The following is a 16,305-nucleotide window of genomic DNA, read 5'->3' on the forward strand; positions in this document are numbered from 1 at the left end:
TTGGGTCGCGGCACCGGTGCGTCGCGTCGCCGCGTCGGTCGCAGCGCGAGGCGGCACGACGGTCATTGAGCCGATGCCGTATGACAGGATAAAGTCGCGGCCGACGCAAGCCTCGCGTATCGCGTGCCGCGGGGCCGACCCCCCGTTTCCCATCCTGTGCGGATCGAGTTCGGATCGAGCTTTTGGACCCGTCTAGCTGCCCCCTGTGCGAGACGCCGGTCGACGGTTGGTCGGTGGTTCCGCAGGCGTTGCGGGACGGCACGACGCTGCCGCCGCGCTGGGAGGCGCTGTTCGGTCCGCTGCGCCAGGGCAGCGTCGACGACCTGATGGTGATCGGCCAGACCGGCCAGTCGCTCGACGGCCGCATCGCCACGGTCGGCGGCCGCCTCGAATACATCAACGGCGCCGCCGGCCTCGCCCATCTGCACCGGCTGCGCGCCGTGGTCGACGCCGTGGTGATCGGCATCGGTACGGCGCTGTGCGACGACCCGCAGCTCACGGTGCGGCATGTCGAAGGACCCAATCCGGCCCGCGTGGTCATCGATCCGCGCGGCCGCCTGCCCGACGATGCCCGGCTGCTCGCCGGCGACGGCGCCCGCCGCGTGGTGGTGACGGCGGCGGCGAGCGACGTGCGGCTGCCGGCCGGAGTCGAGCGCGTCGCCGTGCCGGGGACCGACCGCCGGCTGGCGCCGTCCGCCATCCTGGCCGGGCTCGCCGCCGCCGGGTTCCGCCGCATCCTGATCGAGGGCGGCGCCGATACGCTGTCGGGCTTTCTGGCCGCCGGCTGCCTCGATCGCCTGCATGTGGTGATCGCGCCGATCATTCTCGGCTCGGGACGGCCGAGCTGCACGCTGCCGCCGATCGCCGACGCCGAGGAAGCCCTGCGCCCGCGTGTGAAAACCGTGCTGCTCGGCGAGGAGGTGCTGTTCGACTGCGACCTGTCGGCTCAGCGCCGCTCCGTGGGACGGGCGAAGAAGTCGATGTGACCGATCTGCAGGGTCGAGCGTCCGGCCGCCGCCAAGATGCGCCGGCGCGTCGCCCAGCCCTCGATGGTCGCCTGCGGCACGCCGACCAGCTCGCGCGCTGCGGCGGCCATCGACGAGACGATCTCCATTTGGAGAGGGTCGCTCGCCTCGATCCGCCAGTCGGCCTTGCCCTGCACGACCTGGTAGCCGAGCCGCTCGAACATCGTGACGGCGTGCGCGGCCGAGGCCGGCCCGAGCGCCGGGCCGAACCCCTTGTCGCTCGTCTGGTGGCGGTTGAAGGCCGACACGATGGTGGCATCGGCGTCGTCGACAGGCGTCATCACGACGCGCCCGTCATAGGACAGCGCCGCGTAGAAGGGCAGACGCCGCGCCGCGATCTCGGTCACCAGCCGCTCCAGCCAGTCCTCCGAGACGAGATCGAGAAACGCCGAGGTGGTGACGAGATCCACCGGCCCGTCGAGCGCCGCCTCGAGGTCGCGGGCCAGATCGATCGCCATGATGTTCGCCCGCGCGCCTTGCGGAGCCGCCGCCTTGGCGCGGGCGAGCAGGCCGAGATCGTTGTCGATCAGGCGCCAGTGCTGGTGCCTCGGCAGGGCCTCGCCGAGCGCCCGCACGGTCGCGCCGGTGCCGCAGGCGAGGTCGACGGCCGACACCGACGCGTCGTTCGCGAAGGCCTTGGTGACGGCGGCCAGCACGGCCGGATTGCGGGCCCGCCGGTCGTGCGGCTCGCGGCGATCGAGCCAGTCTGCGCTGAAGAGACTCAACGGGTGGCCTCGATGGTTTCGATCGTCGTGGCGACGAGGCGGGCGGCCTCGCGCCAGGTCGGCAGCCGGTCGGACGCCGCTTGCGCCGCCCGCACCAAGCGCTCGCGCGTGCCGGGCTCGCCGATCACGCGCCGCAGCGCCAGGGCCAGCGCCTCCACGTCGTCCGGCGCGACGAGAAGGCCGGCCCCCGCCGGAACCGTGTCGGGGATCGCCCCGCCGGTGGTTCCGACCACGGGCAGACCGTAGCCCAAGGCTTCCGAAAACGCCATTCCGTAGCCTTCGAACCGCGACGCCAGCACGAACGCGTCGGCGCCGGCATAGAAGGCGGCGAGGGTGTCGGCCGCGACCGCGCCGGCGAGAGTCACGCGATCGGCGAGGGCGAGATCCATGATCTGCGCCGCGACCGCGGTGGCCGTGGCGGGGTCGCGGTCCAGCGGGCCGACGATGGTCAGACGCCAGTCGAGGTCGACGAGGCGCGCCAGCGCGTCGAGGAGCACGTCGTAGCCCTTTCGCGGCACCAGCGCGCCGACGGCGAGCAGCGCCACCGGGCCGGCGTGGCCGGTTCGATCCGCGGCGGCGACCCGGTCGGTGCCGGGCGGCGCCACGGTGATTTTTCCCGGCGGCACGCCGTAGTCCGCCGCCAGCAGCCGCGCCGTCGCGTCGCTGGTGACCAGCACGGCGCGCGCCGCGGCGAGCGCCGTGCGCTCGCTCGCCCGCAGCCGTGCGGCGTCGTCGGCCGCAAGCCCGCTCTCAAGTGCCAGCGGATGATGCACCAGCGCGATCACGGGTGCGCGGCGGCAGACGGTTTCGGCGAGCTCCGGCAGCACCCCGTAGGCGAGGCCGTCGACGACTGTCGGCGTACCGTCCGGGATTCTGTTCAGCATCGCGACGGCGGTGGCGCGGGTGGCGGCGTCCGGCCGCGGAAAGTTTTGGCCGAGGTCCACCACGTCGACGGTCCAGCCGTTTTCGCGCAACCCCGCGATCACTCGCTTGTCGTAGGCGTAGCCGCCGGTCGGTGTGTCGAGATCGCCCGGCACGGCGAACACGACGCGTCTCACCACAGGGGCGCCTCGTACCAGGCGCGGGCGACGTGCGATTCGGAGATGGTGATGCGGATGGCAAACAGCTCGCGGCCGTCGCGGCCGAGCGCATCGCTGCGCGCCGCCTCGGCGAGGCGGTCGAAGACATGGCGGGTCAGGAACTCGGTGGTGGTGTTCTGGCCCGCAAACTCGGGCACGTCGTCGAGATTCTTGTAGTTCAGCGGCGCCAGAACGCTCTTCAAGACCTCGTCGGCGCGGCCGATGTCGACCACGATGCCGTTCGGGTCGAGCGTCTCGGCCAGGATGGCGGCGTCGATCACGAAGGTCGCCCCGTGCAGCGCCTGCGCCGGGCCGAACACGGCCCCGCGAAACGAGTGGGCGATCATGACGTGGTGGCGGACCTCGACGGCATACACGGCGGCGCTCTCCTGCTTTTGGCCGGACAGGATAGCCGAAGTTTGCGACGGAAGGAGCTGTTCCGAAGCTGCTCACCCCTTCCCCTCCGCCTTCCGGTTCACTATTCTGTATCGATGACCAAGCTCTTGGAACAGGCCGTCGCGATAGCCCGCGCGCTCCCGCCGGAGACGCAAGACGAAATCGCCCGCCTCGTGCTCCACATGGCGGTCGACGAAGGCCAGCCCGAGGAGATCGACCCCGCGCATCTCCCCGACGTGCTCAAAAGTCTCGCTCGAGCCAAACGTCGCGAGTTCGCCACGGATGCCGAGGTCGAGGCTGCCTTCCGCCGCTTCGAAGAATGAAGCTTCGCTACACGCCCGAGGCGGTCGCCGACCTGATCAGCATCGCCGACGACATCCGGGCGTACAATCCAGCCGCCGCGCTCCGGGTCCGCGCCGCCATCCTCGACAGCATCCAGAACCTAGTCCTGTTCCCGCGGGTCGGACGGCGGCAGAGCGCCAAGGGCGTGCGAAAAATCATCGCCCGAAAATACCCCTACCTCGTCTACTACACGGTCGACGAGGCCGCTGACGAGGCCGTGATCCTCAACATCAAGCACCCGGCGCAACGCCGCGAGCATCAGGACGCCTGAAGCTCTGCGCCTAATTCCCGGTCTTCTTGCGGCGCTGGCCGAGGGTGCGCAGGCGCAGCGCGTTGAGCTTGATGAAGCCCTGGGCGTCGTGCTGGTCGTAGGCGACGGCGCCTTCCTCGAAGGTGACCAGCTCTTGGTCGTAGAGCGAGTAGGGGCTCTCGCGGCCGATCACCGAGACGTTGCCCTTGTAGAGCTTGAGCCGCACCCGGCCCGTCACCAGCTCCTGGCTCTTGTCGATCGCCGCCTGCAGCATCTCGCGCTCGGGCGCGAACCAGAAGCCGTTGTAGACGATCTCCGCATAGCGCGGCATCAGCTCGTCCTTGAGATGCGCCGCGCCGCGGTCGAGCGTGATCGACTCGATGCCGCGATGGGCGGCCAGCAGGATGGTGCCGCCGGGCGTCTCGTACATGCCGCGCGACTTCATGCCGACATAGCGGTTCTCGACCAGGTCCAGCCGGCCGATGCCGTTGATGCGGCCGAGCTCGTTGAGCTTGGCCAAGAGCGCAGCCGGGGAGAGCTTGACGCCGTCCACGGCGGTGGCGTCGCCGCGCTCGAAGTCGATCGTGATGACGGTCGCCTTGTCGGGGGCGCTCTCGGGGCTGACGGTGCGGCTGAACACGTAGTCCGGCACGTCCTGCGAGGGATCCTCCAAGACCTTGCCCTCGGAGGAGGTGTGCAGCAGGTTGGCGTCGGTCGAGAACGGCGCGTCGCCGCGCTTGTCCTTGGCGATCGGGATCTGATGCTTTTCCGCGAACTCGATGAGCTTGGTCCGGGACGTCAGATCCCATTCCCGCCAGGGGGCGATCACCTTCACGTCGGGCTTCCACGCATAGTAGGCGAGCTCGAAGCGGACCTGGTCGTTGCCCTTGCCGGTGGCGCCGTGGCAGACCGCGTCGGCCCCGACCGTCTCGGCGATCTCGATCTGCCGCTTGCCGATCAGCGGCCGGGCGATCGAGGTGCCGAGCAGGTACTGGCCCTCGTAGACCGCGTTGGCGCGGAACATCGGGAAGACGTAGTCGCGCACGAACTCTTCGCGCAAGTCTTCGATGAAGATGTTCTCCGGCTTGATGCCGAGCAGCAGGGCCTTCTGGCGGGCCGGCTCCAGCTCCTCGCCCTGGCCGAGATCGGCCGTGAAGGTGACGACCTCGCAGCCATAGGTCGTCTGCAGCCACTTCAGGATGATCGAGGTGTCGAGACCACCCGAATAGGCCAGCACCACCTTCTTGACGTCGCTCTTCGCCATGCTGTCTCGGCCGGCCGGCCGCTCCTCGTCCCGACGGTCCCGGCGGTCCCGGATCCTTGTCGCAGGTTGAAAATCGCGGCGGACTATAGGCGGGTGGCGCCCGGGTGCAAGCCGAGCGCCCGGGCGGCAGCAATACCGTTCAGGGATCGGGCCGGGACCGGCCGGCAGACCGCTCTCCGCGAGCCGGGGCGGTCCTGCACGCAGAAGTGGCCGGCGGACGGGTGGCGTCACGGCGCTTTGTCGCAGGGTCTGATCGGGCCGCCGGCCGCCGGCGTATCTGGTTCCATCGCCGAAAAAATCGGGCATCGGCGCGGCAGCCTGCCGCACGGTGCGACATTTCGGGCGGCGGGACGGGTCTGGCGCGGCAGGGCCACCGCCCTACCTCACGCGCCAGGGATCATCGAGCAGGAGCGCACCGTGCGACGCTGAGCTGCGAACGACGCAACCACCGACGCATGGACTCCGACGCGAGGCGTCTCCGGCGCGAGTCCGGGCGGCCGACTTGGAAAATTCCCGAGCCGAACCGAACGAGACCCACGATGACAGCCCCACCTGCCCCGACCGGACGGTCCCTGCTGGCCGCCCTGATGATCGTGCTCGCCACCGCCGCCGTCGAGGCTGCGGCGGCCGATGCGCTGCCTGCCGGCCGCGACCGCGACGGGGTGAGCATCCTGATCGACGAGCGCGAGATCCGCACGGCCGGTATCGGCACGACGCCGATCACGCCCGAGACCGGCGAGCTCGAGCTGTCGCTGCCCGGCACCGTGGTGATCCCGCCGCAGCAGATGCGCGTCGTCGCCGCGCCGGCGAACGGCCTGGTCGAGGCCGTGTTGGTCGCGGTCGACGAGACCGTGACGGCCGGCCAGCCGATCGCCCGCCTGCGCTCGCCCGATCTGGTCGAGGCGCAGCGCCAGTACCTCGCCGCGCTCGCCGACGACGCGCTCGCCGCCGACCGGCTGCGCCGCACCCGCCTCTTGTGGGAAGGCCGGGTGACGCCGGAGCGCGAGCTGCGGGTCGCCGAGACGGAGGCGTCGCACGCCAAGTCGCGGCTCGACGAGCGCTCCCAGATCCTTTCGCTCATGGAGATGTCGGAAGCCGACGTCGAGGCGCTGCGCACGACGCGGCGGATCGTCAGCGCCGTGACGGTCCATGCGCCGATCTCCGGCACCGTGGTGGCGCGCAACGCCAATCCGGGCCAGCGCGTCGAGGCAGCGGCCCCGGTGTTCACGCTGGCGGTGCTGGAGCCCCTGTGGGTCAACATCCAGGTGCCGGCCGCCCGCCTGCCGGCCATCACGGCCGGCGAGGTGGTCGTGCTGCCGGCCTATGGCGTGCAGGGCCGCATCGTGCGGATCGGCCGCACCGTCGATACCGCCACTCAATCGGCCGTCGCGGTCGCCGAGATCGGCTCCGGCAACGGGCGGGTGCGCCCCGGGCTCGCCGTCGCGGTGACGATCCGCATCGGCCAGAACGGCGCGCCGCAGTGGTCGGTGCCGGCGAGCGCCGTGGTGCGCCACCGCGACCGCGCCTGGGTGTTCGTGCGCGACGCGACCGGCTTCCGGGCGAAGCCCGTGCAGGTGGTCGCCGAAACCTCGGCCACCGCCTCGGTGCGCGGCGCGCTCGCGGCGGGCGACCAGATCGCGGAACGCGGCATCGTGGCGCTGCTCGCCGAGCTCGCCGCCGTCGACCAGGACTGACCCGATGCTCTCGAACCTCGTCGACATCGCCCTCAAGCAGCGCCTTCTCGTCTTCATCGGCGCGCTCGCGCTCGCCGTCTGGGGCGCGACCGCCTATCAGAAGCTCGCCATCGACGCCTTCCCGGACGTCGCGCCCGTGCAGGTGCTCGTCTCCATGCGGGCGCCCGGCCTGACGCCGGAGGAGCTCGAGAGCCGCGTCACCACGCCGATCGAGCTCGCCGCGCGCGGCATCCCCAATCTGGTGCGCATGCGCTCGACGACGCGCTACGCGGTGGCGCTGATGACCTTCGAGTTCGCCGACGGCACCGACATCTTCTGGGCGCGCGCCCAGGTCAACGAGCGCCTGCAGGAGGTGCGCAGCCAGCTTCCCGCCGACGCCGACGGCGGCCTCGCCCCGATCATCACGCCGCTCGCCGAGATGGTGATGTTCACCATCGAGTCCGACAGCCTGACGGCGCAGGAGAAGCGCTCGCTGCTCGACTGGACGATCCGCCCGGCGCTGCGCGGCCTGCCCGGCGTCGCCGACGTCAACGTGCTGGGTGGCTTCGTGCGGACCTTCGAGGTGATCCCGTCCGCGTCCGCCATGGCGGCGCGCGGCATCACCACGCAGATGCTGGAGAAGGCCATCGAGGGCAACAACCGCAACGACGGCGCCGGCCGCATCCGCAACGGCGAGGAGGCCCTGCTGGTGCGCTCGGAGGGCCGCATCCGCACCCTCGACGACGTCCGCAACACCATCGTGGCGGTGAAGAACGGCTCGGTGGTGCGGGTCGGCGACGTCGCCGACGTGCGCTTCGGCGCGCTCGCCCGCAACGGCGTGGTGACGGCGGACGCCGCCGGCGAGACCGTGTGGGGCATGGTGCTCGGTCTGCGCGGCGCCAACGCCCGCACCGTGGTCGACGGCGTCAAGGCGCGCCTCGCCACGCTGAAGCCGCAACTTCCCGAGAACACCGGGATCGTGATCTTCTACGACCGCAGCGAGCTGATCGGCGAGGCGGTGTGGACCGTGCAGAAGGTGCTGCTCGAGGCGGTCGCGCTGGTCGTCGTGATGCTGCTGCTGTTCCTCGGCAATCTCCGCTCCGCGCTGGTCGTGTCGCTGATCCTGCCGCTCGCCGTGCTGGCCACCTTCGGGGTGATGCGCCAGCTCGGCTGGTCGGCCAACATCATGTCGCTCGGCGGCCTCGCCATCGCGATCGGCATCCTGGTCGATTGCGCCGTGGTGGTGGTCGAGAACGTCGAGCACCGTCTTTCGACTGTGGAGAAGCCCGACCTCGCCACCCGGCTGCGGCTCACCCTGGAGGCGACCCGCGAGGTCGCGGTGCCGCTGGTCTCGGGCGTCGCCATCATCGTCGTGGTGTTCACGCCGCTGCTCGCCCTGCAGGGCCTGGAAGGGCGGCTGTTCAGCCCGGTGGCGCTGACCATCGTGGTCGCGCTGATCGCGGCGCTGGTGCTGTCGCTCACCGTCGTGCCGGCCCTGTCGGCGCATGTGCTGCGGGCCGGCGCCCATGCCGAGCCGTGGCTGGTGCGCAAGCTGCACGCCGGCTACGACCCGCTGCTCGCCTTTGTGATGCGCAAGCCCGTCGCCGTGGTGGTCGCGGTCGTGCTCGGCATCGCGGCGGTCGCCGTGGTGTTTCCGCGCATCGGCAGCACCTTCATGCCGGTGATGGACGAGGGCACGCCGGTCGTCACCATCCGGAAATTTCCGACCATCTCGGTCGACGAGGCGGCGCAGACCGATCTGCGCATCCAGCAGGCGCTGATGTCCGAAATCCCGGAGATCAAGCGGATCATGGCACGGGCCGGCGCCGACGAGCTCGGCATCGATCCGGTCGGCCTCAACGAGACCGACATGTTCATGACGCTGGCGCCCAAGGAGCAGTGGCGCGGTCCCGACATGCGCTGGTTTCTCGGCGAGCTGCGCCGCGTGCTCGACGGCGTTCCGGGCATCGACTTCGCGCTGACCCAGCCGATCGACATGCGCGTCCAGGAGATGATCATCGGGGCGCGCGGCGACGTGGTCGTGAAGGTGTTCGGCGACGACATTTCGACTCTCAATCGGGTCGCCCGCGACGTCGCTCGCGCGATCCGCACCGTGCCGGGAGCGATCGACGTGTTCGCGCTGCGCAACGCCGGGATGCGCTACTTCACCGTGGCGGTCGATCGCGACAAGGCCGGCCGGTTCGGCCTCAACGCCGAGGAGGTGCAGGAGGCGCTGCGCGTGTGGGTCGACGGACGCCGGCTCGGGCTGGTGCTGGAAGGGCAGGTCCGCACGCCGCTGGTGATTCGCGGCGAGGAGCGGCTGCGCGCCTCGGCGGCTGATCTCGCCCGCGTGCCGATCGTGCTGCCCGGCGGCGGCACCGTCGAGCTGTCGCAGGTGGCCGCCATCAATGTGGAGGACGGGCCGATCCAGGTGATCCGCGAGGACGGCCAGCGTTTCGCCACCGTTCTGTCGAACGTGCGCGGACGCGACCTCGTCGGCTTCGTCGACGACGCCAAGGCGGCGGTCGCCGCCAAGGTGGAGATGCCGAAGGGCTATTCGCTGGTCTGGGGCGGCCAGTTCGAGAACCAGCAGCGCGCCGCCGCGCGGCTCGCCATCGTCGTGCCGATCGCGCTCGGCGCCATCTTCCTGCTGCTCTACCTCACCTTTGGCTCGCTGCGGCAGGCGACCCTGGTGTTCTGCAACGTGCCCTTCGCCACCATCGGCGGCGTCGTCGCGCTGTGGGCGTCGGGCGAGTTCCTGTCGGTGCCGGCCTCGGTCGGCTTCATTGCCCTGATGGGCATCGCGGTGCTCAACGGCGTGGTGCTGGTCTCCTACATCAACGAGGTCTGTGCCCGCGGCGACCTGCCGTTCCGCGAGGCCGTGATGGAAGGGGCGCGCCGGCGGCTGCGGCCCGTGATGTTGACCGCGTCGATCGCCGCGCTCGGTCTCGTCCCGTTCCTGTTCGCCGACGGCCCCGGCGCCGAGATCCAGCGTCCGCTCGCCATCGTGGTGATCGGCGGCCTGGTCACGGCGACGGCGTTGACGCTCCTTCTGCTGCCGATCCTCTACGACCGCTTCGCCCTGCCGCGCGCCGAGCGGCGGAGGCTGGCGGCGCAGGACGCGGCACGGGAGGAGGGCGGGCCGGCCGATGAGGAGCCTGCGGTTGCGGCGGCGCCGGTTGCGACAGCGGTCGTGTCGACGCACGGGTCCGGCCCGTCGTCCGCTCACGCAACCGGCAAGGCCCCCACGGTCGGTGTCTTGGCGCCGTGATGGAGCGGCGCGCCGAGGCGTCCGCGATCGCCCCGTCGGAGGCTGCGGCACGTCTGTGGATCACCCCGATCTGCTATGGTCGTCGCAGCACCAGACCAGGGGTGAGCGCCAAAAGATGCCGGATCGCGACCTGCTCATCGGCCGTCTGCCGAAATGCGAACTGCACATCCACATCGAGGGCTCGCTGGAGCCCGAGATGGTCCTTTCGCTGGCGCGCCGCAACGGCATCCGGCTGCCATGGGACTCGGTCGAGGCGCTGCGCCGCGCCTACCGGTTCGGCTCGCTGCAGGATTTTTTGGACGTCTACTATGTCGGGATGTCCGTGCTGGTCACCGAGCAGGATTTTTACGACCTCGCCACCGCGTATCTCCAGCGGGCGCACGCCGATAATGTCGTGCATGTCGAGATGTTCTTCGATCCGCAGGGCCACACCAGCCGCGGCATCCCCTTCGACACGGTGGTGAACGGCCTTTTCCGCGCCTGCGTCGATGCGCGTGAAACGCTCGGCATCCAGGCGAGCCTGATCATGTGCTTCCTGCGCCATCTCGACGAGGCTGGTGCGCACCGTACCCTCGACGCGGCGCTGGTGCACCGCGACCGCATCGTCGGGGTGGGGCTCGACTCGTCGGAAAAGGGGAATCCGCCCGAAAAATTCAGGAACGTCTTTCGCCGCGCCCGCGACGCCGGCTTCGCGCTGTTCGCCCACGCCGGCGAGGAGGGGCCGCCCAACTATGTGTGGCAGGCGCTCGACGTGCTCGGCGTCGCCCGCGTCGACCACGGCAATCGGGCGCTGGAGGACGCGGCGCTCGTCGCGCGGCTCGCCCGCGACCGCGTGCCGCTCACCGTCTGCCCGCTGTCCAATCTGCGTCTGCGCGTCGTCGACGACCTGAAGCATCATCCGCTGCGGCACATGATGGAGAAGGACCTCGCCGTCACGGTGAACTCGGACGATCCGGCCTATTTCGGCGGCTATGTGAACGACAATTTTTCAGCCGTCGTCCGTGCGCTCGACCTCTCCGCGCCCGAGATCGTCGCGCTGGCCCGCAACAGCTTTTCCGCCGCCATGATGCCGGAGGCCGAGCGCGCCCGCGCGCTGGCCCGCTTCGATGCGGCCGTGAAAGGGATAGGGAGTGAGTAGGGCGGCGCCTCTGGATGCTGCGGCGGCCGCCGCCCCTACTTCCCGCCGAAAGCGTCACGGAAGGAGTCGAACCGGGAGGTGGTCTTTTCCTTGATCTCCCGCTTGCGGGCGGGGTCGCAGGTGACGATGCCCTTGTCGACCATCTGCTGGGTGCGGTTGTCCACCGTGTACTCCCGGCAGTTGCCCATATTGTCGACCTTCAGCCACATGCGGCCATAGCGCCGGACCTCGGCCTCGGGCGGCGGCGCCGGGCCGAACAGCGCCGACAGTTGCTCGCTCGGCGGCGAATAGCCGAGTTGGCGGGCGCCGACCTCGTAGCCGACGAGTGCGATCGCCGCCACGCCGGCCACATAGGCCGCGAGGGCGACGATCCCACGATTGGCATGGTGGATCTTGATCATGGGTCTGATCCACAGGCTAAGGCAGGCCGGTTAATCTGAGTTTACGCCGGGCACGGGTCTTCGACGTTTCAGTATTTTGCTGTGGAAACAAAGGCGTGGCTCCGACACTCGGCATCGGCCCGCGACGAGAAGACAGGCGCGCGGGCGAAAAACTGGTATAACCAGACCTCGCGACGCACCCCGTCCGAATCACCGGGCGGGGAACGTCGGTCGCATGCCTTTGGACGCCAGCCCTGGAAGGACGCCGTGACCGCCCTGGCCCGCTTGTTGTGGACGGCCGCCGCCGTCGCTCTCCCGCTCGGTCTCGCCGCCTGTGGCGAGCAGAACCACTACGTCGCCCCGCCGCCTCCGAAGGTCACGGTGGCGAAGCCGGTGCAGCAACAGGCGATCCGCTATCTCGAGGCGACCGGCTCGACCGCGCCCGTCAACCAGGCGGATCTGGTCGCCCGGGTCGCCGGCTTCGTGCAGGGCATCAGCTACAACGACGGCGAGGAGGTGAAGCAAGGCCGGCTCCTGTTCACCATCGAGCCCGAGCCCTACCGGGTGAAGGTGGAGCAGTCCAAGGCGGCCGAACTCGGTGCCGAGGCCAATCTCAAGCAGCAGCAGATCGTCTACGACCGCCAGGTCGACCTGGTCGCCAAGCAGGCGAGCCCGCAGTCGCTGCTCGACCAGGCGACCGCCAGCCGCGATTCGGCACAGTCCAACCTGGACCAGTCGAAGGCCAACACCCAGCTCGCCGTGATCAACGACGGCTACACCCGCGTCACCGCTCCGTTCGACGGCGTGGTGACGGCCCGCCAGGTATCGCTCGGCCAGTATGTCGGCGCCAACGGCCAGCCGACCACGCTCGCCACAATCGTGCAGATTTCGCCGATCTACGTGAACTTCAACATCAGCGAGACCGACGTCCAGCGCGTCCGGGACGAGATGACGCGCCTCGGCCTGACCCGCGACGACATCCGCAAGGTGCCGGTCGAGATCGCCACCCAGACCGAGACCGGCTACCCGCATGTCGGCACGCTCGACTACGTCGCGCCTTCGGTCAGCGCCTCGACCGGCACGCTGCTGGCGCGCGCCGTCCTGGCGAACGAGAAGCGCGGCCTGCTGCCCGGCTATTTCGTGCGGGTGCGACTGCCGATCGAGCGCATCCCCAACGCGCTCCTGGTGCCGGACACGGCGATCGGCAGCGACCAGGGCGGCCGTTACCTGCTGGTGATCGGCAAGGACGATGTCGTCGAGCAGCGCAAGGTCGAGGTCGGCCCGCAGGTCGGCGACCTGCGGGTGATCGAGAAGGGCATCGGGCCGGACGACCGCATCGTGGTCGCGGGTGCGCTGCGCGCCGTGCCGGGCCAGAAGGTCGATCCGCAGCTCACCACGATCGCGGCGCCGCCGCCCGTCCAACTGCCGACCGCGCCGGTCGCGCCGCCGCCGCTGCCCAACACGCTGCCAGTCGTGCCCAAGGTGGCCGACCCCGTGCTCCCGCCGCATCCCTCGCCGGCGCCGCCCGGCGTGCCCGGCGGGCTGCCGCGACCCCGCACCATGCAGTGAGCCCGGCATGATCTCGAAATTCTTCATCGAGCGGCCGGTTCTCGCCAACGTCCTGGCCATCCTGATGATCGTGATCGGGGCCGTGGCGCTGCTGCGGCTGCCGGTCTCGCAGTATCCCGATGTGGTGCCGCCCACCGTCCAGGTGACGACCAGCTATCCGGGTGCCAGCGCCCGCACCGTCGTCGACACGGTGTCGCTGCCGATCGAGCAGCAGGTCAACGGCGTCCAGGGCATGATCTACATGCAGTCCTACGCCGGGTCGGACGGCAGCTACACGCTGACCGTCACGTTCGAGATCGGCACCGATCTCGACATGGCGCAGGTGCTGGTCCAGAACCGCGTCGCCACCGCGCTGTCGCAACTGCCGCAGTCCGTCCAGGTGCAGGGCGTGACGGTGCAGAAGAAGATGACGTCGATCCTGCAGATCGTCACCCTGACGTCGCCTGACAACCGCTACGACAGCCTCTATCTCGCCAACTACGCGACCATCAGGCTGCGCGACGAGATCTCGCGCCTGCCCGGCGTCGGCAATGTCACGGTGTTCGGCGCCGGCCAGTACTCGATGCGGATCTGGCTCGATCCCAACCGGATGCAGGCGCGCGCGCTGACCACCCAGGACGTGGTGCAGGCGCTGCAGGGCCAGAACGAGCAGGTGACGGCCGGCCAGGTCGGCATGCCGCCGTCGCCCAAGACGCAGAACTTCCAGTATACGCTCGAGGTGCTCGGGCGCCTCGACGATCCCGAGCAGTTCGCCGCCGTCATCGTCAAGACCGGGCAGAACGGCGAGGTGACGCGGGTGCGCGACATCGGCCGGGTCGAGCTCGGCGCCCAGACCTACAGCCAGATCTTCACCCAGGACGGTCAGCCGTCCGCCGGCATCGCCATCTACCAGTCGCCCGGCGCCAACGCGCTCGACGTCGCCGATCGGGTCAAGGCCAAGATGACGGTGCTGGCCAAGGATTTTCCGCAAGGGCTCGTCTACGGGGTGCCGTTCGACACGACGATCTTCGTCACCCAGTCGATCAACGAGGTCTACAAGACGCTCTACGAGGCGGCGATCCTGGTGCTGATCGTCATCCTCATGTTCCTGCAGGACTGGCGCGCCATGCTGGTGCCGGCGACGACCGTGCCGGTGACCATCATCGGCGCCTTCGCCGGCATGGCGGCGCTCGGCTTCAGCGTCAACCTCTCCACCCTGTTCGCCATCGTGCTGGCGATCGGCATCGTGGTCGACGACGCCATCGTGGTGGTCGAGGGCGCCGCCCACAACATCGAGAAGGGGATGAGCGGCCACGACGCGGCGATCGGCGCCATGAAGATCCTGCTCGGCCCGATCATCGGCATCACCCTGGTGCTGATGGCCGTGTTCCTGCCGGCGGCGTTCCTGCCCGGCCTCACCGGCCGCATGTATGCGCAGTTCGCCCTGGTGATCGCCGCGACCGCGCTGCTCAGCGCCGTCAACGCCCTTACCCTGAAGCCGACCCAGGCGGCCACCTGGCTGCGCCCGCCGGTGCCGCCGGAAGAGCGCAACGCCTTCTTCCGCGGCTTCAACGCCGTCTACGGCAAGGCCGAGCACCTCTACGAGGCGCTGATGAAGCGCATGGTGGCGAAGAGCGCCGCCATGGCCGTGCTTGCGCTGATGATCATCGCCGGCGCGTTCTACGGCTTCACGAGGGTGCCGACCGGCTTCCTGCCGATCGAGGACCAGGGCTACGTGCTGGCGAGCGTGCAATTGCCGGACGGCGCCTCGCTCGGCCGCACCCAGGCGGTGCTCGACCGGGTGACGGAGATCGCCGGCAAGACGCCGGGCGTGAGGCAGGTGATCGCCATCGCCGGCGTCTCGCCGCTCGACAACTCGGCCTCGCTCGCCAATGCCGGCGTCGCCTACATCATGCTCGACGACTGGGACAAGCGCGGCAAGGGCGAGGATCTGCGCTCGCTGCTCGTCGGCCTCAACGGGTCGCTCGGCGCGATCGCCGAGGCCAAGATCCTCGTCGTGCCGCCGCCGCCCATCCAGGGCGTCGGCAATGCCGGCGGCGTCACCATGCAGATCGAGCTGCGCGACGGCAGCTTCGACCTCGTCAAGCTGCAGGGCATCGTCGACAGCTTCGTCGGCAACGCCGCGACCCAGTCGCAGATCCAGCGCGTCATCTCGACCTTCCGGTCGGCCGCGCCGCAATACCGGGTCGAGGTCGACCGGGTGAAGACCGAGACCCTGCAGGTGTCGCTCGACCAGGTGTTCCAGACGCTCGCCGGCTATCTCGGCTCGACCTATGTCGACCAGTTCAACAAGTTCGGCCGCGTCTTCCAGGTCTATGTGCAGGCCGACGCCGGGTTCCGCCAGCGGCTGGAGGACGTCCGCAACCTGACGGTCCGCAACGTCAAGGGCGACATGATTCCGCTCGGCACGCTGATGACCATCACGCCGACCGTCGGGGCGCCGCTGATCAGCCTGTACAACCTCTACCCGTCGGCCACCATCGTGGCGCTGCCGGCCGCCGGCGTCTCGACCGGCCAGACCATGCGGCTGATGGAGGAGATCGCCGACAAGACCCTGCCGCCGGGCGCCGGGATCGAATGGACGGCGATGTCGTATCAGGAGAAGATCGTCGGCAACCAGATGTTCATGGTGTTCGCCCTGTCGATCTTCCTGGTCTATCTGGTGCTGGCCGGCCAGTACGAGAGCTGGTGGGCGCCGATCGCCGTGGTGCTGGCCGTGCCGCTGTCGCTGCTCGGTCCGGTGGTGGTGCTCAACGCCCTCAAGCTCGACAACAACCTCTACGTCCAGATCGGCCTGGTGCTGCTGATCGCGCTCTCCGCCAAGAACGCCATCCTGATCGTCGAGTTCGCCCGCGAGACGCGGGCCGCCGGCAAGACCATCGTCGAGTCGGCCGTGGAGGGGGCGCGTGAAAGATTCCGGCCGATCCTGATGACGTCGTTCGCCTTCATCCTCGGCGTCGCGCCGCTGGTGGTGGCGAGCGGCGCGGGCGCCTCGGCCCGCGCCTCGATCGGCATCACGGTGTTCTCCGGCATGATCGCCTCGACCTGCCTGGCGGTGCTGTTCGTGCCGTCCTTCTTCGTGCTGATGCAGCGCTTCGAGGAGTTTTTGGCGGAGCGCAAGGCCAGGAAGGCGGGCAAGACGGCCGAGGCGAAGGCCGAGACCGCGGCGGGGTGAGTTGCCACGGCTGCAACG

13 protein-coding genes are annotated in these 16,305 nt (G+C 69.8%); 8 read left to right on the forward strand and 5 right to left on the reverse strand.

The features are described 5' to 3' along the window. Nucleotides 1–182: 182 nt before the first annotated feature. Entirely contained in the window at nt 183–986 is an 804-nt protein-coding gene (locus HXX10_RS09075; RefSeq protein ID WP_296521850.1) for a RibD family protein, read from the forward strand. On the opposite strand, the gene HXX10_RS09080 is transcribed toward HXX10_RS09075, so the two are convergent. Genes HXX10_RS09080 through HXX10_RS09090 form a run of 3 tightly spaced genes read right to left on the reverse strand, consistent with a single transcriptional unit; the run spans nt 947 to nt 3,206 of the window. Further along, nucleotides 947–1,750: a class I SAM-dependent methyltransferase gene (locus HXX10_RS09080; RefSeq protein WP_296521851.1), complete on the reverse strand. Its 804-nt coding sequence runs from the start codon at nt 1,748–1,750 to the stop codon at nt 947–949. The genes HXX10_RS09075 and HXX10_RS09080 overlap by 40 nt on opposite strands. After that, the gene (locus HXX10_RS09085) at nt 1,747–2,811 is read right to left on the reverse strand and encodes a glycosyltransferase family 4 protein (RefSeq protein ID WP_296521852.1); all 1,065 of its coding nucleotides are present in this window, start codon (nt 2,809–2,811) and stop codon (nt 1,747–1,749) included. Before HXX10_RS09085 ends, HXX10_RS09080 begins: the two co-directional genes overlap by 4 nt. Then, nucleotides 2,805–3,206 carry a 6-carboxytetrahydropterin synthase gene (locus tag HXX10_RS09090; protein WP_296521853.1) on the reverse strand — a complete coding sequence of 134 codons (402 nt, stop codon included), beginning with the start codon at nt 3,204–3,206 and terminating at the stop codon, nt 2,805–2,807. The genes HXX10_RS09085 and HXX10_RS09090 overlap by 7 nt, the downstream gene beginning before the upstream one ends. Before the next feature lie 114 nt (nt 3,207–3,320). Here HXX10_RS09090 and HXX10_RS09095 point away from each other — a divergent pair, with 114 nt between their 5' ends. Both HXX10_RS09095 and HXX10_RS09100 read left to right on the forward strand, forming a co-directional pair. Beyond that, the gene (locus HXX10_RS09095; RefSeq protein ID WP_296521854.1) at nt 3,321–3,548 is read left to right on the forward strand and encodes a hypothetical protein; all 228 of its coding nucleotides are present in this window, start codon (nt 3,321–3,323) and stop codon (nt 3,546–3,548) included. Beyond that, nucleotides 3,545–3,838: a type II toxin-antitoxin system RelE/ParE family toxin gene (locus tag HXX10_RS09100; protein ID WP_296521856.1), complete on the forward strand. Its 294-nt coding sequence runs from the start codon at nt 3,545–3,547 to the stop codon at nt 3,836–3,838. Before HXX10_RS09095 ends, HXX10_RS09100 begins: the two co-directional genes overlap by 4 nt. Nucleotides 3,839–3,848: 10 nt before the next feature. Here HXX10_RS09100 and HXX10_RS09105 read toward each other — a convergent pair whose 3' ends face one another. Next, nucleotides 3,849–5,081 (reverse strand): argininosuccinate synthase, encoded by a 1,233-nt coding sequence (locus HXX10_RS09105; RefSeq protein ID WP_296521857.1) that lies wholly within the window; start codon nt 5,079–5,081, stop codon nt 3,849–3,851. Nucleotides 5,082–5,620: 539 nt separating this feature from the next. Here HXX10_RS09105 and HXX10_RS09110 point away from each other — a divergent pair. The 3 genes from HXX10_RS09110 to HXX10_RS09120 all read left to right on the forward strand — a co-directional run bounded on the left by HXX10_RS09110 (nt 5,621) and on the right by HXX10_RS09120 (nt 11,163). After that, a complete protein-coding gene (locus HXX10_RS09110) occupies nt 5,621–6,775 on the forward strand; it encodes an efflux RND transporter periplasmic adaptor subunit (protein ID WP_296521858.1) in 1,155 nt (384 codons plus the stop codon). Between the two features lie 4 nt (nt 6,776–6,779). Further along, nucleotides 6,780–10,025, forward strand: coding sequence for a CusA/CzcA family heavy metal efflux RND transporter (locus tag HXX10_RS09115; RefSeq protein ID WP_296521859.1), 3,246 nt, complete (start codon nt 6,780–6,782; stop codon nt 10,023–10,025). Nucleotides 10,026–10,140: 115 nt separating this feature from the next. Further along, nucleotides 10,141–11,163 (forward strand): adenosine deaminase, encoded by a 1,023-nt coding sequence (locus HXX10_RS09120; RefSeq protein WP_296521860.1) that lies wholly within the window; start codon nt 10,141–10,143, stop codon nt 11,161–11,163. 35 nt (nt 11,164–11,198) lie between these two features. On the opposite strand, the gene HXX10_RS09125 is transcribed toward HXX10_RS09120, so the two are convergent. Next, nucleotides 11,199–11,564, reverse strand: coding sequence for a hypothetical protein (locus HXX10_RS09125; RefSeq protein WP_296521861.1), 366 nt, complete (start codon nt 11,562–11,564; stop codon nt 11,199–11,201). 246 nt (nt 11,565–11,810) lie between these two features. Between HXX10_RS09125 and HXX10_RS09130 the strand changes: the two genes are divergently transcribed. Further along, nucleotides 11,811–13,112, forward strand: a complete 1,302-nt coding sequence (locus HXX10_RS09130) for an efflux RND transporter periplasmic adaptor subunit (protein WP_296521862.1) — start codon at nt 11,811–11,813, stop codon at nt 13,110–13,112. A gap of 7 nt (nt 13,113–13,119) precedes the next feature. Next, on the forward strand, nt 13,120–16,287 hold the full coding sequence (locus HXX10_RS09135; RefSeq protein WP_296521863.1) for an efflux RND transporter permease subunit: 3,168 nt from the start codon (nt 13,120–13,122) through the stop codon (nt 16,285–16,287). Nucleotides 16,288–16,305 lie beyond the last annotated feature (18 nt).

It is taken from the genome of Rhodoplanes sp. (assembly GCF_013377085.1).
Lineage (GTDB): Bacteria > Pseudomonadota > Alphaproteobacteria > Rhizobiales > Xanthobacteraceae > Rhodoplanes.

Excerpts from the sequence above, each read along its gene's own strand:
- HXX10_RS09095 (WP_296521854.1), top strand. The coding sequence starts at position 3,321 with ATGACCAAGCTCTTGGAACAGGCCGTCGCGATAGCCCGCGCGCTCCCG.
- HXX10_RS09100 (WP_296521856.1), top strand. The coding sequence starts at position 3,545 with ATGAAGCTTCGCTACACGCCCGAGGCGGTCGCCGACCTGATCAGCATC.
- HXX10_RS09105 (WP_296521857.1), bottom strand. The coding sequence starts at position 5,081 with ATGGCGAAGAGCGACGTCAAGAAGGTGGTGCTGGCCTATTCGGGTGGT.
- HXX10_RS09110 (WP_296521858.1), top strand. The coding sequence starts at position 5,621 with ATGACAGCCCCACCTGCCCCGACCGGACGGTCCCTGCTGGCCGCCCTG.
- HXX10_RS09115 (WP_296521859.1), top strand. The coding sequence starts at position 6,780 with ATGCTCTCGAACCTCGTCGACATCGCCCTCAAGCAGCGCCTTCTCGTC.
- HXX10_RS09120 (WP_296521860.1), top strand. The coding sequence starts at position 10,141 with ATGCCGGATCGCGACCTGCTCATCGGCCGTCTGCCGAAATGCGAACTG.
- HXX10_RS09125 (WP_296521861.1), bottom strand. The coding sequence starts at position 11,564 with ATGATCAAGATCCACCATGCCAATCGTGGGATCGTCGCCCTCGCGGCC.
- HXX10_RS09135 (WP_296521863.1), top strand. The coding sequence starts at position 13,120 with ATGATCTCGAAATTCTTCATCGAGCGGCCGGTTCTCGCCAACGTCCTG.